Source organism: Citrifermentans bremense, assembly GCF_014218275.1.
In the GTDB taxonomy this organism is placed as follows: Bacteria; Desulfobacterota; Desulfuromonadia; order Geobacterales; family Geobacteraceae; genus Geomonas; species Geomonas pelophila.
Genome location: NZ_AP023213.1, coordinates 2,654,996 through 2,678,332 on the forward strand (window position 1 = coordinate 2,654,996; position 23,337 = coordinate 2,678,332).

Sequence of the window (23,337 nt, forward strand, 5' to 3'; positions counted from 1 at the left end):
CCCTACCCCAGCAGGTATTCGAAATCCTCGCGGCTGATGGCGTTGCCCCCCTCGTGCTCGGCCTCTTCCAAAAGCGCCCGGTACAGTTTCAATTTCCGCTTTTTGAGCTCCATCATCTTCTCCTCGATGCTGTGCCGCATCAGGAGCCTTGTGATGGTGACCTGACGCTGCTGCCCGATCCGGTGCGCGCGGTCGGAGGCCTGGCTCTCGACGGCAGGGTTCCACCAGGGGTCCAGGTGGAAGACGTAGGAGGCGCGGGTGAGGTTCAGGCCGCGCCCCCCCGCCTTGAGGCTCAACAGGAATACCCCCGGCTCGGGCGACTCCTGGAACCTCTGCACCATATCCTTCCTGCGCGCGACCGGGGTCGAGCCGTCGAGCCTGGAAAAGCCGATGCCGTGCTGGGAAAGCCCCTGCTCCACGATGTCCAGAAACGAGGTGAACTGCGAGAAGACCAGGACGCTGTGCCCCTCGGCGAAGAGCTCCTGCAGCTGGTCCACCAGGAAGTCGATCTTCGGGGAGCGGTCTGCGGCCTGCGGCAGGATGAGCTTGGAGCTCAGGCAGATCTGGCGCAGCTTCAAGATGGCGGTCAGGGCGATGATTCGGGCCTGCCCGGGGCTTCGCGAACTGTAGGCCTGCGCCACAGTTTCCCGCACCTGGGCCACGGTGCGGGCGTAGAGCGCCTTCTGCCTCGGGCTCATCTCCAGGTAGATGTCGGTCTCGACCTTCGGGGGGAGCTCGTCCGCGATCATGTCCTTAGACCTTCTCAGGATGAAGGGGTGGGTGCGCCGGACGAGCTTCTCCATGAACTCGCCCCCCTCCCGCCCCATCTCCTTGCGGAACTGCTCGTAGGGGCCCAAAAGCCCTGGAAGCGCCAGGTCCATGACCGAGAAGTACTCCCCCAGGTGGTTCTCAACCGGTGTCCCGGTGAGGGTGAGCTTGAACCTCCCGGTCAACCTGCGCACGGCGCCGGTAGTCTCCGCGTGGATGTTCTTAACCGACTGCGCCTCGTCGAAGACGATGACGTTGAACGGGATCTCCTTAAGCTGCTCGATGTCGCGCTGCACCACGCCGTAGCTGGTGAGCACAAGGTCCAAGCCGGAGAAGTCGGCGCTGCGCCCCTGCCCGCGGTAGACCCCGACTTTCAAAGCTGGGTAAAAGCGCATAAGCTCGCTCTCCCAGTTGAAGATGAGGGTCGGCGGGACCACCACCAGGTGCGGCGTCCCTTGCGCAAGCTCGCAGGGGATCTCCCCCTCGGCGATCCCGGCCAGAAGGGCGATGGCCTGGATGGTCTTTCCGAGCCCCATGTCGTCGGCTAGGCAGGCTCCGAAACGGTGCTCGTAGAGAAAGGCGAGCCAGCTGTACCCTTCCAGCTGGTAGTTCCTGAGCGTCGCCAGGAGCCTCGCCGGAGCCGGGCGCCTGGGGACGCTCTCGAAGCGGTTCAGGCTCTCGAAGATCCGTTCGTCCTCGGCAGACAGGAGCACCCGCACCCCGCTGCGCCTGAGCGTGATCCAGTCAAGGATCTGCAGGCGCGGCACGCGGACCACCTCACGTTTGGTCGCGGCGCCGAAGAGGGAGAGGGTGCTGCTGCTCAACTCGTCCAGTATCAGCATCTGGTTGCCGCGCCTGAATATCCCGCCCCCCTGGAGGGCGCGGACCAGTTCTGCATCGTCCACCGTCTCGCCGTCGCAGCTGATCTCAGGGCGCAGTTCGAACCAGTCGATGGTGGAGCGGGTCGCGTCCAGCGTGAAAGACCAGGAAACGGTCTGCAGCTCCTCCCCCCCGATGGAAAGCGAGAACCCCTCCCCGGCCAGAGCGTCGCAGAAGCGGGAAAGGCCCTTGATCAGCTCTTTTCGCTCCAGCGTCATTTCCCCGGGGTGCTCGGCCTGCCAGAAGATCTCGCAGCCGAAGAAGTCGCAGGCGATCTGCAACAGCCTGGCCTGCAGTCTCCCCTCCACCTCAACCGCCAGCCATTCCCCCTGCTGCGACAGTTGCAGCATCACACCCTGGGTGAGCGCCGCCTCGCAAAAGGAGGAAACGGCGGAGCGCGCCTCGGAGCGGACGCCGCGCTTGAAGAACTCAGGGGTGTCCAGCGCCTGCCGGACCACCCTCTCGCGTTCAGCGGGACTCCCGGCAGAAAGGGCATTGAAACAGGCCTTGATCACTGAGATAACACGTTTCTTCGCCTTGAGCGTCTGCGGGAGGCTGGCGCGCCCCTGGGCGCTGAAAAACCTGAAGGCAACGGGCGCCAGACCGAAGACCAGCCCGTCGGCAACCCCCTCGGCAGCGATCGGCGCCTGCTCGGCGAGCTCGCGGATGTCAAGGCGGTAGCGCGGTTGGACCAGCCTCGGAATCACCGGGGTACCGGCAACAGAAAAAGCGACGCCCCCCTTCCCCTGCCGCGGCTCGCCCAGGTCGAACTGCAGCGGGTTGAAGAGCCTGGCGGGGAAGCGGAAACCCTTGTCATCGCGGCAAGGCGCACCACCCGAAGCCGATTCGACCCGCGCGTAAAGCGACCGGTAGAAAACAAGACCCGCATCGTCCACCCGCTGCACCAGCCGGCGGCCAAGGTCGAAGTAGTACCCCTCGTGGACAAAGGAGCCGGGATCTGGCGCGGAACCATCCTCAAGCGACAGGCTCGCCGCGAGCTCCTCCCCGTCGAGGTCCAGCTGCAGCAAGAGGGCCCGCTGGGTTGAGGGGTCGTACCTGAGCGGGACCATCCCTTCTGGGGAGTCGAAAAGGACGGGGAACCTGCCACGAAAGCGGGTGAGGAACTCTTCGATGCAGCGGCCGCGCAAGGCGGAGGATTGCATGAGCCTCAAAAACTCGCGGATGGAGGGAGGAAGCGCGGCATCGAAAAGCGCCGCGGGAGCGAGGTCCTGGGTCAGGCGCAGCCGGGGGGATCCGAGTTCCAGGTCGAGGACCAGCGCGTAGCGCGCCTCACCCGATTGGGGATAACGCAGGTCGTCGCTTATCGGCGCAGGGACGACCAAAAGCTGGTTGCGGATCTGCTCCAGATAGTCCTGCGGGAGCTGCAGCATGGGGAAGGAGGCCGGCGCCAGCGCCTTTTTCAGCGTGGCGAGAGAGGCGACCAGGTGGGGGCAGCGTCCTCCGGGACTCCAGGCGCCGCAGTTGCAGGTGCTGGAAAAGTCCCCCTGGAGCAGGGTCAACGTTACCAGGCAGCTCCCGGCATCTGAGATCTCGACGGTGAGCACGGTGCCGTCCTCGCTCCAGGTGACCCGGGTGACCGGCCTCCTCTTGCAGAGCTCGAAGCCGTTGAAGAGGTGCACCTTGTCGGCGAGTGCGTATATGCCTGAGGCGGGCATCTGGAAAAGATGCCGCAGCAGGGGGTTCGACATTATTTCCATTGGATCTGCTCTCCCGCCAGGGGCTGCCGTAACGAACCGTTTAAGTTAGCAGAAAGCGCGCGCCAATACAACAACACCATGAGAGGCGAAAGCAAACGGGACTAATCTAGCGGCGCGTCGAGGAAATGCAGGGTCGAAAGGGGGGATAGTAAGGGACAGCGGGGACAAAAAATGGGGGATGGCATTAACCATCCCCCTAAAAAGGAGACCCTGGGTTTTTTACTCCGGGGTGTTAATAAAGAGCTATCGGAGCAGCCGGATAAAACTTTAATGATTTTTTTTAAGCACCCTTTCCTAACGCAAAGCGGTCGATGATGAAGCGCGCTATGCTGCGGGGAGCCGGGAGGGAGTCGGGCATGCGTTCGCGGCTGAACCAGCCCGCGTCCTCCAGTTCGTCCCCGTCCACGTCGATCTCGCCCGAGCGGTAGCTCGCCACGAAGCCCGCCATAAGCTGGCTGGGGAAAGGCCAGTTCTGGCTGCCGATGTAGCGGATGTCCCCTACGGTCAAGCCGGTTTCCTCCTTGACCTCCCTGACCACGCACTCCTCGAGGGACTCGCCGAAGTCGACGAAGCCGGCAACGAGGCTGAAGCGCCCGGCGACCCACTCGGGCTTGCGCACCAGTAGGAACTCGTCGCCGCGCTGGACCAGGACGATGATGCAGGGGTGGATATGGGGATAGTGCTCGTGGCCGCAGCCGGCGCAGCGCTTGCCCCAGGTGGGGAGGATGCGCTCCATCTCGCCGCTTCCGCAACGCGAGCAGTGGCGGCTTAGCTTTTCCCAGTAGAGGATCTGGCGGGCGAGCCCGTAGAGCGTGGCGAGGTCGTCAGGAAGCGCGGTCCAGTGCGCCGCGCGCAGCCCCTCAGGAAGAACCTGCGACTTGGGCAGGGTGTAGACCCGGACCGGCTCGCCGTCCCAGGTTCCGAAGAGAAGCGGCGCCCCGTCGGCGGCAAGCTCTGCCGGAAGCTCGCCGCGGTAGAGAGCTTCGCCGTCCAGCACCAGGTTCTCCCCCTGGAGCAGCACCAGGTGGCCAGGGCCGGCATAGGCGTCGCCGTTGGGCTTTATCTGTGTGAAGCGCGATTTGATGATCTCAGCGTTGAAGGGAAGGTTGACCGTATCGGGGTAAGACATGTGGCAACTCCTGGTACAGAAGGTCTCTTTGCAGTGCCAGGCATAATACAGGAACGGCTGCCGGAAGCAACGGGTTTCATTGCCGTTGCGCCCCCCTTTTGGCTTGCATTGCCTTCGCCCAGTATGCTAATTTTTCACGGTTTGGCAGCTATTTCTCCTTCAGGAGCAGAGATTGGAACAAGTAAGAAGATTGCCGGCAGAATGGGAACCGCAGGACGGGGTGCTCCTCGCCTGGCCGCACGAAAACAGCGACTGGGCGCCGTACCTCGACGCGGTGGAGCCGGTTTTCGCACAGATAGTGACCGCGATCAGCCGTTTCGAGACCGCCGTCGTGGCGGCCGCCGATCCGGACCTGGTACGCGAGAAGCTCGCCGCCTGCGGCGCGAACCTGGAGAAGGTCAGAATCAACCAGGTCGACACCAACGACACCTGGGCCCGCGACTTCGGCCCCATCACGGTCGAGGAAGACGGCGCACCGAGGCTCCTCAATTTCGGCTTCAATGGCTGGGGTCTCAAGTTCCCCTCGGACCTGGACAACAGGATCAACAAGCGGCTCCAGGCCCTGGGGGTATGGGGCGCACCGCTCGACACGGTGGGACTCATCCTCGAAGGGGGGAGCATCGAGAGCGACGGGGAAGGCACCATCCTAAGCACCGAAGAGTGCCTGATGAACGACAACCGCAACCCGCACCTGACCCGGATCGAGCTGGAGGAGGAACTGCACGGGCTCTTCGGTAGCGACCGCTTCCTGTGGCTTGCCAACGGCTACCTTGCCGGCGACGACACCGACTCGCACGTGGACACGCTGGCCCGGCTCTGCCCGGAGAACACCATCGCCTACATCCGCTGCGATGACCCCGAAGACGAGCACTACCAGGCGCTCGCAGCGATGGAGCAGGAGATCCTCTCCTTCCGGACCCGCGACGGCCGCCCCTACCGCGCCATCCCCCTCCCCTGGCCCGCCGCCAGGTTCGACGAGGACGGGGAGCGCCTGCCTGCTACCTACGCCAACTTCCTGGTGATAAACGGCGCGGTCTTGGTGCCGACCTACCAGGACCGATACGACGCCGCCGCACTTGCCGCCATAGGTGAAGCTTTCCCGGGGCGCGAGATCGTCGGCATCGACTGTCTGCCGCTCATCCTGCAGCACGGCTCGCTGCACTGCGTCACCATGCAGCTCCCCAAGGGAACCCTGAAAAGATAGAGGGAGATTTACATGCAAAAACTGAAAGTCGCGCTGGTCCAGCAGGCGCTCCGCCCAGACCGCGAGAAGATGATAGCCGCAACCTCCGCCTCGATCCGCGAGGCCGCAGCCAAGGGGGCCAAACTGGTCCTTTTGCAGGAGCTCCACACCGGCAGTTACTTCTGCCAGACCGAGGATACCGCCTGCTTCGACCTCGCCGAGTCGATCCCCGGCCCCTCCACCGAGCATTTCGGGGCACTGGCCCGCGAGCTCGGCGTGGTGATCGTCACCTCACTCTTCGAGAAACGGGCCCCCGGCCTCTACCACAACACCGCGGTGGTGATCGAGAAGGACGGGAGCATCGCCGGGAAGTACCGCAAGATGCACATCCCCGACGACCCTGCGTTCTACGAGAAGTTCTACTTCACCCCCGGCGATCTCGGCTTCGAACCGATCCAGACCTCGGTGGGGAAACTCGGCGTCCTGGTCTGCTGGGACCAGTGGTACCCCGAAGCGGCGAGGCTCATGGCTTTAGCCGGGGCGGATCTCCTCATCTACCCCACCGCCATCGGCTGGGACCCCAGGGACGAAGAGGCCGAGCAAAAAAGGCAGCTCGACGCCTGGGTCACCATCCAGCGCTCCCATGCCGTCGCCAACGGCATCCCCGTTGTGAGCGTGAACCGGGTCGGTTTCGAGGAGGATCCAAGCGGCGCCGGCGCCGGGATCAAGTTCTGGGGCTCCAGCTTCGCCGCAGGCCCCCAAGGGGAACTCCTTGTGCGGGGAGGAGAAGAGGAAGAGCTTCTGGTCGTAGAACTGGACCTGCGCCGCAGCGAGGACGTGCGCCGCATCTGGCCCTTCCTGCGCGACAGGAGGATCGACGCCTATCAGGATCTGGTCAAGCGCTACCGGGATTAACGGCGCCAAGAACTTACAAACCAAAAGGCGGAACACAGAGGTCGAAGAGGTCCACGGAGGTCCCAGAGGTGAAGCGAAACCTTGCAACAAACAAACGCTTTGCAGGAATAGGCGATCCCCGTCATCCATGTCTGATGTTGGTGAGTGCCTTTGCTTTTCCCAGACTAAACCTCAGCGCCCTCAGTGAACCTCCGAGAACTCTGTGTTCCGCCTAGGTTTAGGTTTGGTGAAAGCCTTTGACTTCATTACAGGAGTGACCTTGTCCTCTCCGGCGAACCTCACCCAAAAACTTCTCGACACCTTCTCCTCCTGCACCCCCGAGGAGAGGACCCTGCTGCAACTCCTTTCCGTGCTCTACGCGCCCCTATCCAAAAACGTCCTTCTCAACGTGCTCCGGCGCATGGGCGCCCCCGCCCCCGGAGAGCGCTCCTACACCGGATTGGTGCTGGCGGAAGTGCTGGAAAAGCTCGCTCATAAAAAGCTCGTGGTCCAGGGAAAAGACGGCATCCGCTGCGACATCCATATCACGCACGCCGCCACCCTGAGCGCCGTCGCCGACGGGGCCTTCCCGCAGATGGTCTCGGCGATCCACGTAGAGATCCCGATGGAGACCGACTGGGGGAGCAGCTATTATCGCACCCAGCTGCACGCCCTGCGCGACGTCCGCATAGCCTTCTACGCCAAAGACGAAAGGCTCGCTTTCGAGATGGAGGCGCGCTTCAAGCGGCAGTTCCCCTACGACCTCATGCGCTGCCACCCCTTCGTGACCATCTGCAACGCCCCCTTCGACCTCGAATGGTTCCGGTCGCTTCCTATCAAGCTGCAGGGGGCTGCCCTGAAGGAGATCCTCTCCTACGCCGGCGCGCACCTTATTCCGGCTCAACCACCTTTCGCCCTCCTGGCAGAGCTTGCGGCCGCAAAGGGAGTGACGCAGGAGCTATGCGACGTCCTCTGCGTGGAACTGCTGCTGCGAGGCGAAATCGACGCCGCAGAAAAGGCATCCGGCGAAAGGGCCAGCTCCACCGAGGCCGCGGTCTTCGCCGCGACACAGATGCTTCGCGGCGCCTACCCGGAATCTGCGGCGTCGTTCGAGAGTGCGCTCGCGCTGCTGCGCAAGGAGACCGGCAAGCGGAAGACCTTCTTCGACAACATCACCGGCCCGTTGTACATCCTGGCCCTCATCGCTGCCGGGAACGAACGCTCACTGACCCAGGCGGCCGACTTCTGCGCCTTCGTCGTCGGCAAGAAAGATTGGCCCCACCAGGACCTCTACCTGATCCTCAAGCACGTGGCCGCGGAGCGAAACGGGGAGCGCGGCACCTCCCGCTACCTTGAGGCGCTCTCCGCCGCCCCCGCCTTCGACACCTCCCCCTTCTACGCCCTTTTCTGCGTCATGGCCCTGCAGTGGGGCGGATCCGAAAAAGCGCGTGAGAAGGCTGCAAAGCTGCCCCCGTTGGCCCACAAGGCACGCGACGCAGGATACCTGTGGCTTGCCGACGAGTTGGAGTGGACTGTGCTTGAGTGCGGCATCGCCCCTTTGCCCGCTTCCCGAACCGGAAAGCGCCAAAAACAGAAGGGGGTCGTCCCCCTGGTTCACGCCGTAGCGAAGATCGAGTTCTGGCAAACCGCCCTCCAGGCGCTGATCAGGCTGAACCGCGAGGAGGAAGAGGCGGAGCAAAAGCCGGTATCGCAATCCCGACTCATCTGGCACTTCGACGAGAAGCGCGGCTACTTCGAGATCCATCCGCGCGAGCAAAAGCAGGCGCCGAACGGTAAATGGAGCTCCGGGAGAAACATCTCCCCGAAACGTCTGGCCGAAGACGCGGCGGGTATCGATTTCCTCACCGAGCAGGACCGGCTCATCTGCGCCTGCATCAAGCTGGAACGCTGCCACGGCTATTACGGCCGGGACTGCTACGAGCTGAACCACGACCTGGCCCTGCCGCTCATGGTCGGGCACCCGCAGCTCTACCTCGACCCGGCGGGCACGGTGCACCTGGAACTTGTACGTGGTGAGCCGGAGATCCAACTCCTTACTGAAGGCGACACCCTTAAGCTGCAAATCTCTCCGCAGTTCGCGCCGGATCAGAAGATCTACCTGCAAAAGGAGGCCCCGACCCGGCTCAAGATGTACCAGGTGAAGGAGGAGTACCGCCGCATCGCCGCCATCCTCGGCAGCGGGCTGAAGCTCCCGCCGCAGGCGAAGAACCAGGCCCTCGCAGCGATTCATTCCCTCTCTTCGCTGGTCACGGTGCACTCGGACATCGAGGATGCGACCATCGAACAGATAGCGAGCGACAGCACCCCCTGCTTCCATCTTCTCCCCTACCAGGCCGGGCTGAGGCTGGAGCTGCTGGTCTACCCCCTGTCCGAAAGCGGCCCCTGCTTCCGCCCCGGGGCCGGCGGCGAAACGCTCATGGCCGTCATCGAAGGGAAAAAGGTGCAGGCCAAGCGGGACCTGCAGCTCGAGGTAAGCCGCACGACCGAAGCGATCGCAGCCCTACCCGTCCTCTCCGAATGCGAGGAATGGGAGGGCGAGTGGATGGTTCCCTCGACCGAAAAGGCGCTCGAACTGCTGCTTCAACTCCAGGGGCTCGGAGAAGCTGTGCGCGTTTCCTGGCCGGAAGGGGCGCGCTTCAAGATCAAGCAGGTCGCGACCCCCGGACACTGCCGGCTGGTTATCAAGCAGGCGAAAGACTGGTTCGAACTTGAAGGCGAAGTGAAGCTGAACGAGGGGCTCTCGCTAGATCTGCGGCAACTGGTCGAGCTCGCCAAGGATTCCCCAGGCCGCTTCATCCAGCTTGCAGATGGCGATTTCCTGGCTCTCTCCGCCCAGCTCAAAAGGCACCTGGACGACCTCGCCTCCTGCGCCGATCCGCACGGCAGCAGCGCTTTCCGTTTCCATCCCCTCGCCGCCCCCGTCTTCGAGGAATTCGCCGGGCAGGCCGGGAGCTTCGACGCGGACGAGCAGTGGCGGCGCCAACTCAAAAGGCTGCTCGAAGCCGAGGCCTTCCGCCCCCAGCTCCCCGCCACGCTCCAGGCGGAACTGCGCGGCTATCAGGAGGAAGGGTTCAACTGGCTGAACCGGCTGGCCCACTGGGGGGTTGGAGCCTGTCTCGCCGACGACATGGGACTGGGTAAAACGGTCCAGGCGCTGGCACAAATCCTTTCCATGGCGGAGGGGGGGCCCTCGCTGGTGGTCGCTCCCACCTCGGTCTGCCTCAACTGGGAGAGCGAGAGCCTCAAGTTCGCCCCCACCCTTAATCCCGTCATCTTCGGTGGCCAAAACCGCGCGAAGCTCCTCCAGGAGCTGAAGCCCTTCGACCTGGTCATCTGCAGCTACGGGCTTTTGCAGCAGGAGGGGGAACTTCTGGCCGCGGTGCAGTGGCAGGCGATCATCCTGGACGAGGCGCAGGCGATCAAAAACATGGCGACCAAGAGAAGCCAGGCCGCCATGGAGCTAAAGGGCACCTTCAAGATGGTTGCCACAGGGACCCCCATCGAGAACCACCTGGGGGAGCTCTGGAACGTGTTCCGGTTCATCAACCCTGGACTTTTGGGGAGCCTGAAGCAGTTCAACGTCAAGTTCGCCGCGCCGATAGAAAAGAGCCAGGACAAGAAGGCCCGCGCACGTCTGAAGAAGCTGATCCAGCCCTTTATCCTGCGCCGCACCAAGAACCAGGTGCTGGAGGAGCTCCCGCCGCGCACGGAGATCGTCATCAAGGTAGAGATGAGCGAGGAGGAGGCGTCGCTGTACGAGGCGATCAGGAAGAGCGCGCTCGACAACCTGGCCGGCGTCGGAAAGGTCGAGGGAAAGGGCGCGCTGCACCTGAAGATCCTTGCGGAGATCATGAGGCTTCGGCGTGCCTGCTGCAACCCGCGCCTGGTCCTGCCCGACACCCCCATCCCGAGCACCAAGCTGGCCGCCTTCGGTGAGATCGTGGAGGAGCTGCGCGAGAACCGCCACAAGGCCCTTGTCTTCAGCCAGTTCGTCGGACACCTGGAGCTGATCCGGCAGTACGTAGAGAAGAACGGGATCCCCTACCAGTACCTCGACGGCAGCACGCCCCCCCAGGAGCGGAAGAAGCGCGTCGACGCCTTCCAAAGCGGCAGCGGCGACCTGTTCCTGATCAGCCTCAAGGCCGGCGGCGTCGGACTCAACCTCACCGCCGCAGACTACGTCATCCACATGGACCCCTGGTGGAATCCAGCGGTCGAAGACCAGGCCTCCGACCGCGCCCACCGCATAGGTCAGCAGCGCCCGGTCACCATCTACCGGCTGGTGACCAGGGGGACCATAGAAGAGAAGATCGTCGGTCTGCACCAGCAAAAGCGCGGCCTGGCCGACAGCCTGCTCGACGATAGCGACCTGAGCGGCAAAATAAGCGCAGAAGAGCTGCTGGCGCTGCTGCGGAAATAGCGCGAGCTTCGCTCCCCACTCTGCATTCCCCTCACTCTCATAAAACTGCTTATCTTAGTTGACTAAAATTAACACTTGCTATATATTGTGCCGATTTTCATCCTCATCCGTCATCCATAGGAGCATCAATGAAGAAAATCGCAGTTAAAGCCCTCTCTGCTGCAATGATCGTCTCACTTACCGGCTGCGCCAGCATCGTCAGCAAATCAAGCTGGCCCGTAACCGTTCAATCCACACCATCAGGTGCCAAATGCACGGTGACCAACAAGAAGGGCATTGCGATCCATTCCGGCGAAACTCCAATGATAATCACAGTAGATTCAGGGAACGGGTTCTTCTCGAAGGCCAAATACACCATCTCGTGCAACAAGGACGGATATGATCTCGGCCACAGCGAGCTTGCCGCGCACATGAACGGCTGGTACTGGGGCAACATCGTGTTCGGCGGGGTGATCGGACTGCTGGTCGTGGACCCAGTGACCGGCGCGATGTGGCGTATGGACGATACGCTCATGGTCCCCCTCTCTGCAAGCGGCGTTGCAAAGCTTGCCGCTCCTGCCGAGGCAGGAACCAAAGCGCCTGATGTCAAGGCCGCCGCCGTCACTGAAAGTAGCAGCCTGAGCATCGGCAAGAAACTGCACCTGGCCAAGAACGACACCGTTGCCGTCCTTCCTTTCACCATCAAAGCAGTAGAGAAGAAGTACGACCATCTCAGTCAGGGCTTCTCTGACGATCTCACCTACTATCTCAGGAAAAGCGAAGACATAAAGATCATCGACGGGAACAAGGTCGACAAGGCTCTCAGCGAGATCAAGTTAACCAACAGCGTTATCCTCGACAGCACCACCGCGCAAAACATCGGGAAGGAGATCGGCGCCAAGTTCATCATACTCGGCAACGTTGAGGTCATCGACAACGAGGCGAACGTGATCTGTCACGTGATAAATGTGGAAACCTGCGAGAACGTCCTGTCCGAGAAAGTCACTGGAGGCGCCGGCAACATCCTTCAGTTGCGGGACCAACTGGGACAGAAGATGAACCAAAGGCTGGTGACCATGTAGCGTAGGGTGGGCGAAGGGCGGGTGAGGGAAAGTTTGGCAACATCAGGAGGTACACAAATGAAGGTAATCGCGATTAACGGCAGCCCGAGGAAAAAGTGGAACACGGCAACCTTGCTGGAAAAGGCCCTCGAAGGGGCGGCTTCGGCCGACGCCGAGACGGAACTGATTCATCTCTACGACTTGAACTACAAGGGATGCATCAGCTGCTTCGCCTGCAAGTTAAAGGGGGGCAAGAGCTACGGCAAATGCGCCATGCAGGACGAGCTCACCCCGGTGCTGGAGAAGCTCGCGGAAGCCGACGCCTTCGTTCTCGGTTCCCCGGTGTACTTCGGGACGGTGACCGGTGAGATGCACTCGTTCATGGAGCGGCTCCTGTTCCAGTACCTGGTGTACAGCAACCCTCCGACCTCGCTCTTCACCCGCAGCATCCGCACGGGGTTCATCTACACCATGAACGTCTCGGAAGAGATCATGAAGCAGTACTCCTACCCTATCCACATCGGCCTCAACGAGGGTGTCCTCGCTCGCAACTTCGGCTCCTGCGAATCGCTCTGCGCCAATGAAACGCTGCAGTTCGAGGATTACGACAAGGTGGTCTTCAACTACTTCGATCCGGCGATAAGGCGCGAGCGGTACCAGAAGGCGTTTCCGGAAGACTGTGAGAAGGCGTTCGCGCTCGGCGCCAGGCTGGTGCAGCAATGAGCCAGGCAGCCAAGGAGCATAAAGGAGAAAACGGGACCTGCCTGATCCTGGTCGACATTCAAAACGACTACTTCCCCGGCGGCAGCATGGAACTTGCGGGAATAGAGGAAGCCGCTGCTAACGCGAAGCTCCTGCTCGAGCAGTGCAGGAAAAGTGGAACTCCGGTTGTCCATATCCAGCACATCGCCGCGCGCCCAGGTGCCACCTTTTTTGTCCCCGGCACCGACGGCGCCGAGATCAGCCAAATGGTGGCGCCCGCGGCGGGCGAATCGATCGTAATCAAGAACTTCCCGAACAGCTTCCGGGGGACCTCGCTCTTGGAGCTGCTGGCGGCCCGGCAGATAAAGGACCTTGTGATCTGTGGGGCGATGAGCCACATGTGCATAGACGCTACAACCAGGGCAGCGTTCGATCTAGGCTTTGACTGTACCGTCGTCGAAGACGCCTGCGCTACCAGAGACCTGCAGTTCCAGGGGCGGACGGTCAAAGCCGCCGATGTGCATGCATCCTTCATGTCTGCGCTCGCAATACCTTACGCCAAGATAGTCAGCACTGAAGAGGCCCTGGGGCAGCTCTAGGGGCCTTTTTGTCCCTCAGTTGCAAAGGTTCATCGGGGAATACCAGAGATGTGGTGTTAATTTGCCCACGAAGGGCTGGGTCAGACCTAACGTCCCCCCCTTTGCGAAGGGGGGACAGGGGGGATTTCACTCCCGCTGAACATCCCCCTCAATCTCTCTTTTCAAAGGGAGAACATTCCGCTAAGCTTGCTGCAAGATCAAGGTCACTCAGGAATCTGATTGACTTCCCGGCGCCAAGGAGTGTATTAGAACTGGTTCTGAAATATCCTGTCATAAGACAAGACAGAGCAATCATGATCTAAGACAGAGCCGCCCGTTTCAGCAATGCTGAAGGGGCGGCTTTTTTTACTACGCCGCGAGTACCAGCTACTGCGACGGTGCGGGAGTTGAGGATGACATGCAGTGAAGGGAATACGAAAAATGTAGTGCGGCAGGTTTTGGGACTGCCGGTGATAGTTGCGGCTCTCGGGTACTTCGTCGACATTTACGACCTGGTGCTGTTCAGCATCGTAAGGGTGCCGAGCCTCAAGGGCATCGGGCTTTCAGGGCAGGAACTGATCGACAAAGGGGTGTTTCTGCTCAACATGCAGATGGCGGGGATGCTGCTGGGGGGGATCCTCTGGGGAGTTCTCGGGGACCGGAAGGGGCGCCTCAAGATCATGTTCGGTTCCATCTTCATCTACTCCGTGGCCAACCTCGCCAACGGCATGGCCAACTCCATCGAAGCATACGCCTTTCTCCGCTTCATGGCGGGGGTGGGTCTCGCCGGCGAGCTCGGCGCCGGCATCACGCTGGTGAGCGAGGTGCTGCACCGCTCCATCAGGGGATACGGCACCATGATCGTGGCGACTGTCGGTGTCTCGGGAGCCATACTCGCAAACTTCGTCGCGAAGCAGTTCGACTGGCGCACAGCATTCGTCATCGGCGGCATCTTGGGCCTGCTGCTCCTGCTGCTGCGGGTCTCGGTGGCGGAATCAGGGATGTTCAAGGGGATGGAATCCAAGGAAGTAGCCAAGGGAAATTTCCTCGCACTCTTCACCTCGCGCGACCGCTTCGGCCGCTTCATGAACTCGATCCTGATCGGCCTTCCCTCCTGGTTCGTCGTTGGGGTCCTGATCACCTTTTCCCCCGAGTTCGCCAAGGCCCTCGCGGTCCAGGGGACGGTCAACGCCGGCAACGCCGTGATGTACTGCTACATGGGGCTTGTGGCCGGTGACCTCGTGAGCGGGCTCTTGAGCCAGCTGCTGAAAAGCCGCAAGAAGGTGGTGCTTCTTTTCCTGCTGCTGACCGTCGCGGCGGTGGCGGGCTACTTCAGCGCCACCGGGGTTACCGCAGGCTCCTTCTATCTCATCTGCGGGCTCCTCGGCTTCGGGATCGGGTACTGGGCGATCTTCGTCACCGTTGCGGCGGAGCAGTTCGGGACCAATCTTAGGGCCACCGTCGCCACCACCGTCCCCAATTTCGTGCGCGGCATGACCATCCCCATCACCATGCTGTTCCAGTCGGCGCGAAAGGTCCTGGGGCTGGAGATGGGCGCGCTTGCCGTGGGGGCGCTTTGCCTGGTCATCGCGCTGATAAGCCTCTCCCTGCTCCAGGAGACTTTCCACAAGGATCTCGATTATTTCGAGGAATACCTTTGAAAAAAACCATGAAGATCCAGACCGGCAACGCACACGACGCCGAGACCAACGGAACCGGCTGGTTCCTCGGCTTCAGCGACTGGACGCTAAACGACCCTTCGGGCCTGCTGCACATCCCGAAGCATGAGACTCTGACCGGTCTCTGCGTCAAGTGGTACGATCACCCCTCAGGCGACGACAGCGGCAATTCCAAGCCCGTCAGCGAGGGAAGGACCATTTCCTTACTGGTCAGCGAGGGCTCCGCTTTCCGTATCGAGTTCTCCCCCTCCCCCGACTTCTCCCCAGAAGAGGTGCAGACCGTACTGCTGGAGAGGCACGGCGACTTTGCCATTTGGGGGGAAGGGTTATACCACCGGTGGCACTGCCTTTCCCGGGCCACCGTCCTCACCATCAGATGGAACCCTGCAACCGCTGCGACGAACGACGAGACATCTGCATGACCAAGGCCCCCTCGCTTCCCCAAGGCAGATTCCACTACGGATGGATCATCGTAGCCACCTGCGCCCTGGGCCTTTTTTCCTGCTTCGGGCTGGCCCGGTACGCCTACTCCATGCTCATCCCCGGGATGCAGGCGGGCCTTGCCCTGAGCTACGACCGGATGGGGTTCATCGGCACGGCCAATTTCGTCGGTTACCTGGCGTCGGTCCTTGTGGCGCCGAAGCTGATGGGGCGGCTGGCTCCCCGGTGGATGGCGGCTATCGCCCTTGTCGTCATCGGCCTCGGCATGATGGGTATCGGCCTTTGCCACTCGTTTTTTCCCATCATCGCCCTGTACGCTTTGGTCGGGATGGGGAGCGGGTTCACCAACATCCCCCTGATGGCGCTGGTCACTTTCTGGTTTCGCAGCGAACAGCGCGGCAAGGCCGCCGGATTCGCCATCGCTGGAAACGGGATAGGGATCATCCTCGCAGGGTTCCTGGTCCCCGCCCTCAATCGCAGCTTCGGTGCCGACGGCTGGCGCGCGGGGTGGATGGTGCTGGGCGCGGTCTGCCTCGGCATCGCCTGCGTGGCGGCGGCTCTGCTGCGAAACCACCCCGCCGACGTGGGGCTTGAGCCGGTGGGAAGGCTGGTGGACGCCTCCCCGGAGCAGTTTCTCCACCGCGAGCGCAAGGGGGACGGCCGGCTCCTTTTCAGGCTAGGGCTCCTCTACCTCGTCTTCGGCGCCACCTTCATGGTGTACGGCACCTTCATCGTCACCACGATGGTGCGGGAATACGGGCTGAGCGAGGCGCGCGCGGGGCTCTACTGGTCCTGGGTCGGTTTCTTCAGCTTTTTCTCAGGCATCGGCTTCGGCACCCTCTCCGACCGCATCGGCAGGCGGCGGGGGCTTGCCCTCGTCTTCACCGTCCAGACCGCAGCGTACCTGCTGGCAGGCTTGAAGGCCGGGATGTTGGGGCTCACCTTCTCGCTCGGATTGTACGGCTGCGCGGTCTTTGCCATCCCCGCCATCATGGCGGCTGCCGTCGGGGACTACCTGGGGCTGCAGCGCGCCTCCGCCGCATTCGGCACCATCACCATCTTCTTCGGGCTGGGGCAGGTTGTCGGTCCCGCCGTTGCCGGGATCATCGCCAAGGCCACCGGCGCCTTCACCACCCCCTACCTCATAGCCGGGACGCTCACAGCAGTCGCCGCCGTCATGGCCTTTTTGCTGCCGGAACCTGCTAAATAAATGAGCGGGATTTGAAAGCTGGTTGTTCGGCTTCGCCCCCCGTTGACACAACTCACCCGATGCTCGCCAGCTCCAATCTCCCGCCCCAGCGCAGCATCAATTCCCCTCGCAGGCGCTCGTGTCCGGGCGCGTTCAGCTCCGGGTCGCCCTCGACCAGGGCGAAGGCATCCTTGCGCGCCTGCTCCAGGACGCCGCCGTCCCGCAGTATATCTGCCACCCGCAGTTCGGGAAGCCCCGCCTGTCTGGTCCCCAGGAAGTCCCCGGGTCCCCTGATCTGAAGGTCGGCCTCGGCGATGACAAACCCGTCGGAGCTCTGCACCATCACCTCAAGACGCTTCTGGCCGTCCTCGGAAAGCTTGTTCCCAGCGAGCAGGATACAGCGCGACTGCTCGCTGCCGCGCCCTACCCTCCCCCGCAACTGGTGCAACTGGGAGAGGCCGAAGCGCTCCGCGTGCTCGATGACCATGACGGTCGCGTTGGGGACGTCGATGCCGACCTCGATGACCGTGGTGGCGACCAGGATGTCCGTCGAGCCCGCCTTGAACTCCTTCATCACCGCTTCCTTCTCGGTGGCGGGCATCCGCCCGTGCAGGACGGCGACGCGCAGGTCGGGAAAGACCTCCTGCGCCAGGTGCTCGGCCATCTGCACCGCGGCCTTCAGGTCGCTCTTCTCAGTCTCCTCGACCAAGGGGTAGATAACGTAAGCCTGCCTCCCCTTCGCCACCTCATCCCTGACCAGCGCGTACACTTCCTTGCGACGCGACTCGCGCACCATCCGGGTCTCGATGGGGGTCCGTCCAGGCGGCAGCTCGTCGATAACGGATAAGGAAAGGTCGCCGAAGACGGTCATGGAGAGGGTGCGCGGGATCGGGGTCGCCGTCATCACCAGGATGTCCGGGTTCGCCCCCTTCTTCTTCAACAGGGCACGCTGCACCACGCCGAAGCGGTGCTGTTCGTCGATGATGCCCAGCCCCAGCCGGTTGAATTCGACCTTCTCCTGGATCACGGCATGGGTTCCGATTACGATCCTGGTCGTGCCGGAAGCTATCCTCTCCAGCGTATCCCCCTTCCCCTTCACGCTCGCGGTCAGAAGCGCCACCTCGATGCCGAGCTTCTCGCAGTAGCCGTGGATGTTCAGGTAGTGCTGCTCGGCCAGAAGCTCCGTGGGGGCCATGATGGCGACCTGGTAATCGTTCTCGACGCAGACAAGTGCGGCCATGAGTGCGACGAGCGTCTTCCCGCACCCCACGTCCCCCTGCACCAGCCGGTGCATCGGGTGGGGCGACATCATGTCTTCCTTGATCTCGGAGAGGACCCGTTTCTGGGCGCCGGTCAGGCTGAAGGGAAGCAACTTGAGGAGCTCCTTGGTGTAGCGATGGGTCACCTTGAAGCTGATGCCTTCCTCGACGGCTACGCCGCGCCTCTTGAGGGCGAGCCCCAGTTGCAGGAAGAAGAGCTCGTCGTAGGCGAGCGAGCGGTGCGCGGCGCTGCGGCCGCTGTTGAGCGCGGAGAGGTCGCTGTCCTGGGCGGGAAGGTGCGCCTCGCGAAGCGCCACTGGAAGGGAGAGGAGCTTGTGGCGCTGCACGAGATCCTCCGGGAGCGCCCCCTTGACGTAGCGGCTGTAGCGCTGCACGGCGTCGCGCATGATGCGGCGCATCACCTTCTGGCTCACCCCCTCGGTGAGCGGGTAGACCGGAAGGATACTGCCGAAGTTGTCGGGGTCGCGCGCCATCACCTGGGAGAGATCCTCCCCCTCGGCGGCCCATTCGACCTCGGGGTGATGCATCTCGCGCTGGAAGCCGAACTGGGCGACGTCGCTGATGAAGATCCCCTGCCGCCCGGGGACCAGCTGCTTACTCAGGAAGTTCGGGTGGAAATGAAACCACTTGAGCGGCAGGCTCCCCGTCTCGTCCTTGACGATGGCCTCGAAGTAGCGCCGCCCCCCCTTGGTCGTCTGCGCCCCGGCTGAGACCACGGTGGCGAAGAAGGCCTCGCTGTTTCCAGGACGCAGCTGCGCTATCTTCTTCAGCTCGCGACGGTCCTCGTAGCGGTTGGGGAGGAGGTAAAGCGCGTCCTCCACCGTGTTCAACCCCTTCTTGGAAAGGATCGCGGCGAGCTTCGGCCCTACCCCCTTGATGCTAAGCATCGGGGTCTGCAGTTCGGCGGGGACGGCTGTCTGCGCGATGGCAGCGGCCGGCTTTGCTTGGGAGGCGGCGGTACGTGTTTCTTTGGCTGGTTTCTGCTTGGAGATGCGGAGTGTCCCGTCCACGACCTCTACGCTCACCAGGTCCCCCGGGCGAAGCTTCAGATCGTTTCTGAGCTGTTCAGGAAGCGGGATGGACCCGTCTGGCGCGAGGGTTATGGTCGGCATGGGGAGGAAGGGTGGAAGCGCCTGGCGCGGGAGACCCGCGCCAGGCCGCGGAAGCTGCTAGAAAAGCTTGTTGATGTCGGCGACGATCTCGTCCACGTTGATGCCGTGGGCCGCGCATCCCTGCTCCAGTGACTCGTTCTGTGCACCCATGCAGCCGATGCAGCCGAGGTTGTATTTGGCAAGCACCTTGACGACGTCCGGATGCATCCTCATTACTGCGGCAAAAGTCATATCCTTGGTTACCTGAGACATTTAAATCCTCCTGTTACGCGCTTGGCGTAGTGATCCTTCTCTGCTGCCGGACGGGACGAACCCTGCCCGGTTATATCCAGCACCGCGCGCCGCTATTGGCAAACGCGAAGGCCGGGACTATTCGTAGCGTATCTCGATAATCTCGTACTCTTTGACGCCCGCGGGGACGCTCACCCTGACGCTGTCGTCCAGTTTGTGCCCGATGAGGGCCTTGCCGACCGGGGAGGTGCAGGAGATCTTGCCCTGCTTGATGTCGGCCTCGTCCTCGCCGACGATCTTGTAGGTAAGTTCTTCCTCGGTCGCCGTATCATAGACCGTCACCGTGGCGCCGAAAACCACCTTGTCGGGCTTCAGGTTGGAGAGGTCGACCACGTAGGCGCGTGCCAACTTATCACCCAACTCGAGGATACGCCCTTCGATGAAACCCTGACGGTTCTTGGCGGCATCGTACTCCGCGTTTTCGGAAAGGTCACCATGGGCCCTCGCCTCGGCGATATCCTGAATCACCTTGGGGCGCTCTTCCTTTATCAGGCGTTTCAGGTCTTCCTGAAGGGCCTCGTAACTCTCCTTGGTCAATGGAACTGTCTGAGACATCGGTTTTCTACTCCTGTCGATGAACTTGTAGGGGGGCCTTTTGGCCCCCCGTTGATCAGCGTTTTCGGTTTTTTAAGTGGGGCATGTATCACGCCGCCGGGTGCATCAGTTACTTCAAGTAGTGCTGGATCGAGTTCACTTCCAGCTTCGATTGCGACATCGCTATGATACCGTCGACTGCGGCTCGCGCGCCGGAGGCTGTGGTGTAGTAAGCGACGTTGTTGATCAGGGTGTTCCTGCGGATCGAGTAGGAATCGGCAACGGCCTGGGCACCGTGGGTGGTGTTGATGACCATGCAGATCTCGTTGTTCTTGATCGCATCGACTATGTGGGGGCGTCCTTCAATCACCTTGTTTACCACCTGGACGGGGATCCCTTTTTCCTGCAGATAGCTCGCCGTTCCGCGCGTGGCAACCAATTCGAAGCCCTGATCATACAGTCTTTTTGCAGCGGTGACAATATGTTTTTTGTCCGTGTCCTTCACTGAAATGAACACTTTACCCGAAGTCGGGAGCTTCACGTTGGCCCCCATCTGCGCCTTGGCGTAGGCCTTGGCGAAGGTGTCGCCGATCCCCATGACCTCGCCGGTCGACTTCATCTCCGGCCCAAGGATGGTGTCGACGCCGGGGAACTTGGCGAAGGGGAAGACCGATTCCTTGACCGAGATGTGGACCGGGACGATCTCCTCGGCAACCCCCAACTCCGCCAGGGTCTTCCCGGCCATGACGCGCGCGGCGATCTTCGCCAAAGGCCTCCCGGTCGCCTTGGAGACGAAGGGAGAGGTGCGCGAGGCGCGGGGGTTAACCTCGATGATGTAGATGTCGTTCCCCTTGACGGCGAACTGCACGTTCATGAGCCCCTTCACGTTCAACTCCAGCGCCATCATCTTGGTCTGGCGCCTGATCTCCTCCACGATCTCCTTGGAGATGGAGTAAGGCGGCAGCGAGCAGGCCGAGTCGCCGGAGTGGATCCCCGCCTCCTCGATGTGCTCCATGATGCCGCCGATGACGGCGACCTTGCCATCGCAAAGGGCGTCGACGTCGATCTCGATCGCCTCGTCCAGGAACTTGTCGATCAGGATCGGGTGCTCGGGCGAAGCCTGTACCGCGGTGTGCATGTAGCGGCGCAGATTCTCCACGTCGTAGACGATCTCCATGGCGCGGCCGCCAAGAACGTAGGAGGGGCGCACCACGACAGGGTAGCCGATGCGCTCGGCAACCACCTCCGCCTCCTCGAAGGAGCGGGCGGTGCCGTTTTCAGGCTGGCGCAGCTTGAGCTTTTGCAGCATCTCCTGGAAGCGCTCGCGGTCCTCGGCGCGGTCGATTGCGTCTGGGGAGGTGCCGATGATGGGGACCCCCGCCTTCTCCAGTGCTACGGCGAGCTTCAGCGGGGTCTGCCCGCCGAACTGGACGATGACGCCGGTCGGCTTCTCGACGTCCACGATGTTCAGCACGTCCTCGAAGGTGAGCGGCTCGAAGTAGAGACGGTCCGAGGTGTCGTAGTCGGTGGAGACGGTCTCCGGGTTGCAGTTGACCATGATGGTCTCGTAGCCGTCCTCGGAGAGGGCGAATACGCCGTGCACGCAGCAGTAGTCGAACTCGATCCCCTGGCCGATGCGGTTGGGTCCGCCGCCCAGGATGATGATCTTCTTCCTGTCGGTCGGCTCCGCCTCGCACTCCTCCTCGTAGGTGGAGTAGAGGTACGGGGTGTGGGCCACGAATTCGGCGGCGCAGGTGTCGACGCGTTTGAAGACCGGCTTGACACCCACCGACAGGCGCAGCTCGCGTACCTCAGCTTCGGTTATCTTCCAGAGCTGGGAGAGGAACTTGTCCGAGAAGCCGTAGCGTTTCGCGTCCCAGAGGATGTCGTGCAGCTTGTCGCCGGACTCTTTCCTGATGTCGATCTGCTTCAGCTCCTCCTCCATCTCGATGATCTGGCGGATGTTGTTCAGGAACCAGGGGTCGATGGCGGTGAGTGCGTAGATCTCTTCCACGCTCATGCCGCAGCGGAAGGCGTCGCCGACGTACCAGAGGCGGTCGCAGTTGGGGGTCCTAAGCTTGTCGTTGAGGAGATTTCTCTCTTTCTCGGTGAGCGCGCGGCGGGTGTCGCCCCCTACCCCGAAGAACTTCGACTCGAAGCCGCAGGAGCCTATCTCCAGCGAGCGGAGCGCCTTCTGGAAGGACTCCTTGAAGGTGCGGCCGATGGACATCACCTCGCCCACCGATTTCATCTGGGTGGTCAAGGTGGCGTCGGCTGCAGGGAACTTTTCGAAGGTGAAGCGCGGCACCTTGGTGACCACGTAGTCGATGGTCGGCTCGAAGCAGGCCGGCGTCTCCTTGGTGATGTCGTTGGTGATTTCGTCCAGCGTGTAGCCGACGGCAAGTTTCGCCGCGATCTTCGCGATCGGGAAGCCGGTGGCCTTCGAGGCGAGCGCCGAGGAGCGGGAGACGCGCGGGTTCATCTCGATGACGATGAGCCGGCCGTTTTTAGGGTTGGTGCCGAACTGGATGTTGGAGCCGCCGGTGTCGACGCCGATCTCGCGGATGATCTTGAGCGAGGCGTCGCGCAGGATCTGGTACTCCTTGTCGGTGAGGGTCTGGGCAGGGGCCACAGTGATGGAGTCGCCTGTGTGCACGCCCATGGCGTCGAAGTTCTCGATGGAGCAGATGATGACCACGTTGTCGGCGGTATCCCTCATCACCTCAAGCTCGTACTCCTTCCAGCCGATCAGCGACTCCTCGACCAGGATCTCGTCGGTCGGGGACGCCTCGATCCCGGCCATGGACATGCGCTCGTACTCTTCCATGTTGTAGGCGATGCCGCCGCCGGTGCCCCCCAGGGTGAAGGAGGGGCGGATGATGGCCGGGAAGCCGACGTACTTGATGACCTCCATCGCCTCCTGGTAGTTATGGGCGAGGCCGGATCTCGGCACGTCGAGGCCGATCCTGACCATTGCCTCCTTGAACAGGGTGCGGTCCTCGGCCTTCTTGATGGCCGGGAGCTTCGCGCCGATCAGCTCCACCCCGAACTTCTCCAGGGTGCCGTTCTCGGCTACCGCCACCGCCGTGTTCAGCGCCGTCTGCCCCCCCAGGGTCGGGAGCAGCGCGTCGGGGCGCTCCTTCTCGATGATCGCCGCGAGGATCTCAGGGGTGACCGGTTCGATATAGGTGAAGTCGGCGAAGTCCGGGTCGGTCATGATAGTAGCCGGGTTGGAGTTCAAAAGCACCACCTCGAACCCCTCTTCCTTGAGCGCCTTGCAGGCCTGGGTACCGGAATAGTCGAACTCGCACGCCTGGCCGATGACGATCGGGCCCGCGCCGATAATGAGGATCTTCTTGATGTCTGTACGTTTAGGCATTGAAACTCTCTCCCTGTTATGAATCTGAAAAGCGTGAAAAGCATGAACACAGAGGACCCAGAGGGTCGCAGGGGGTCACAGAGGAAAAGTAAAAATAAAG

15 protein-coding genes are annotated in these 23,337 nt (G+C 62.2%); 9 read left to right on the forward strand and 6 right to left on the reverse strand.

Going from position 1 to position 23,337, the window contains the following annotated elements; translation table 11 throughout:
- Window positions 1-2 precede the first annotated feature (2 nt).
- Together GEOBRER4_RS11720 and nudC are read right to left on the reverse strand one after the other, a co-directional pair.
- Window positions 3-3,365, reverse strand: coding sequence for a DEAD/DEAH box helicase (locus GEOBRER4_RS11720; RefSeq protein WP_185242446.1), 3,363 nt, complete (start codon window positions 3,363-3,365; stop codon window positions 3-5).
- Window positions 3,366-3,645: 280 nt separating this feature from the next.
- Window positions 3,646-4,494, reverse strand: coding sequence for an NAD(+) diphosphatase (nudC, locus tag GEOBRER4_RS11725; RefSeq protein WP_185242447.1), 849 nt, complete (start codon window positions 4,492-4,494; stop codon window positions 3,646-3,648).
- A 172-nt stretch (window positions 4,495-4,666) separates the two neighbouring features.
- On the opposite strand from nudC, the gene GEOBRER4_RS11730 reads away from it, so the two are divergent.
- The 9 genes from GEOBRER4_RS11730 (at window position 4,667) to GEOBRER4_RS11770 (ending at window position 16,662) form a co-directional block, all read left to right on the forward strand.
- Window positions 4,667-5,698, forward strand: coding sequence for an agmatine deiminase family protein (locus GEOBRER4_RS11730; RefSeq protein ID WP_185242448.1), 1,032 nt, complete (start codon window positions 4,667-4,669; stop codon window positions 5,696-5,698).
- A 12-nt stretch (window positions 5,699-5,710) separates the two neighbouring features.
- On the forward strand, window positions 5,711-6,592 hold the full coding sequence (locus GEOBRER4_RS11735) for a carbon-nitrogen hydrolase (protein ID WP_085812432.1): 882 nt from the start codon (window positions 5,711-5,713) through the stop codon (window positions 6,590-6,592).
- A 253-nt stretch (window positions 6,593-6,845) separates the two neighbouring features.
- Window positions 6,846-11,012, forward strand: coding sequence for a DEAD/DEAH box helicase (locus GEOBRER4_RS11740; protein WP_226377953.1), 4,167 nt, complete (start codon window positions 6,846-6,848; stop codon window positions 11,010-11,012).
- Between the two features lie 302 nt (window positions 11,013-11,314).
- Window positions 11,315-12,073 (forward strand): CsgG/HfaB family protein, encoded by a 759-nt coding sequence (locus tag GEOBRER4_RS11745; protein ID WP_185242450.1) that lies wholly within the window; start codon window positions 11,315-11,317, stop codon window positions 12,071-12,073.
- A 57-nt stretch (window positions 12,074-12,130) separates the two neighbouring features.
- Window positions 12,131-12,775 carry a flavodoxin family protein gene (locus GEOBRER4_RS11750; RefSeq protein WP_185242451.1) on the forward strand — a complete coding sequence of 215 codons (645 nt, stop codon included), beginning with the start codon at window positions 12,131-12,133 and terminating at the stop codon, window positions 12,773-12,775.
- Window positions 12,772-13,353 (forward strand): cysteine hydrolase family protein, encoded by a 582-nt coding sequence (locus GEOBRER4_RS11755; RefSeq protein WP_185242452.1) that lies wholly within the window; start codon window positions 12,772-12,774, stop codon window positions 13,351-13,353. The genes GEOBRER4_RS11750 and GEOBRER4_RS11755 overlap by 4 nt, the downstream gene beginning before the upstream one ends.
- Before the next feature lie 392 nt (window positions 13,354-13,745).
- The gene (locus GEOBRER4_RS11760) at window positions 13,746-14,993 is read left to right on the forward strand and encodes an MFS transporter (RefSeq protein ID WP_185242453.1); all 1,248 of its coding nucleotides are present in this window, start codon (window positions 13,746-13,748) and stop codon (window positions 14,991-14,993) included.
- Entirely contained in the window at window positions 14,990-15,433 is a 444-nt protein-coding gene (locus GEOBRER4_RS11765) for a hypothetical protein (protein ID WP_226377768.1), read from the forward strand. Before GEOBRER4_RS11760 ends, GEOBRER4_RS11765 begins: the two co-directional genes overlap by 4 nt.
- A complete protein-coding gene (locus GEOBRER4_RS11770) occupies window positions 15,430-16,662 on the forward strand; it encodes an MFS transporter (RefSeq protein WP_185242454.1) in 1,233 nt (410 codons plus the stop codon). Before GEOBRER4_RS11765 ends, GEOBRER4_RS11770 begins: the two co-directional genes overlap by 4 nt.
- 52 nt (window positions 16,663-16,714) lie before the next feature.
- Here GEOBRER4_RS11770 and recG read toward each other — a convergent pair whose 3' ends face one another.
- The 4 genes from recG to carB all read right to left on the reverse strand — a co-directional run bounded on the left by recG (window position 16,715) and on the right by carB (window position 23,237).
- Window positions 16,715-19,033, reverse strand: a complete 2,319-nt coding sequence (gene recG / locus GEOBRER4_RS11775; protein ID WP_185242455.1) for an ATP-dependent DNA helicase RecG — start codon at window positions 19,031-19,033, stop codon at window positions 16,715-16,717.
- Window positions 19,034-19,090: 57 nt separating this feature from the next.
- Window positions 19,091-19,285, reverse strand: coding sequence for a DUF1858 domain-containing protein (locus GEOBRER4_RS11780; RefSeq protein ID WP_026842759.1), 195 nt, complete (start codon window positions 19,283-19,285; stop codon window positions 19,091-19,093).
- Window positions 19,286-19,402: 117 nt separating this feature from the next.
- Window positions 19,403-19,879: a transcription elongation factor GreA gene (gene greA, locus GEOBRER4_RS11785; RefSeq protein WP_085812424.1), complete on the reverse strand. Its 477-nt coding sequence runs from the start codon at window positions 19,877-19,879 to the stop codon at window positions 19,403-19,405.
- A 109-nt stretch (window positions 19,880-19,988) separates the two neighbouring features.
- Window positions 19,989-23,237, reverse strand: coding sequence for a carbamoyl-phosphate synthase large subunit (gene carB, locus GEOBRER4_RS11790; protein WP_185242456.1), 3,249 nt, complete (start codon window positions 23,235-23,237; stop codon window positions 19,989-19,991).
- Between the last annotated feature and the right edge of the window lie 100 nt (window positions 23,238-23,337).

Coding starts and splice junctions, on each gene's coding strand:
- GEOBRER4_RS11720 (WP_185242446.1), bottom strand. CDS start 3,365: ATGGAAATAATGTCGAACCCCCTGCTGCGGCATCTTTTCCAGATGCCC.
- nudC (WP_185242447.1), bottom strand. CDS start 4,494: ATGTCTTACCCCGATACGGTCAACCTTCCCTTCAACGCTGAGATCATC.
- GEOBRER4_RS11735 (WP_085812432.1), top strand. CDS start 5,711: ATGCAAAAACTGAAAGTCGCGCTGGTCCAGCAGGCGCTCCGCCCAGAC.
- GEOBRER4_RS11745 (WP_185242450.1), top strand. CDS start 11,315: ATGATAATCACAGTAGATTCAGGGAACGGGTTCTTCTCGAAGGCCAAA.
- GEOBRER4_RS11750 (WP_185242451.1), top strand. CDS start 12,131: ATGAAGGTAATCGCGATTAACGGCAGCCCGAGGAAAAAGTGGAACACG.
- GEOBRER4_RS11755 (WP_185242452.1), top strand. CDS start 12,772: ATGAGCCAGGCAGCCAAGGAGCATAAAGGAGAAAACGGGACCTGCCTG.
- GEOBRER4_RS11760 (WP_185242453.1), top strand. CDS start 13,746: ATGACATGCAGTGAAGGGAATACGAAAAATGTAGTGCGGCAGGTTTTG.
- GEOBRER4_RS11770 (WP_185242454.1), top strand. CDS start 15,430: ATGACCAAGGCCCCCTCGCTTCCCCAAGGCAGATTCCACTACGGATGG.
- recG (WP_185242455.1), bottom strand. CDS start 19,033: ATGCCGACCATAACCCTCGCGCCAGACGGGTCCATCCCGCTTCCTGAA.
- GEOBRER4_RS11780 (WP_026842759.1), bottom strand. CDS start 19,285: ATGTCTCAGGTAACCAAGGATATGACTTTTGCCGCAGTAATGAGGATG.
- greA (WP_085812424.1), bottom strand. CDS start 19,879: ATGTCTCAGACAGTTCCATTGACCAAGGAGAGTTACGAGGCCCTTCAG.
- carB (WP_185242456.1), bottom strand. CDS start 23,237: ATGCCTAAACGTACAGACATCAAGAAGATCCTCATTATCGGCGCGGGC.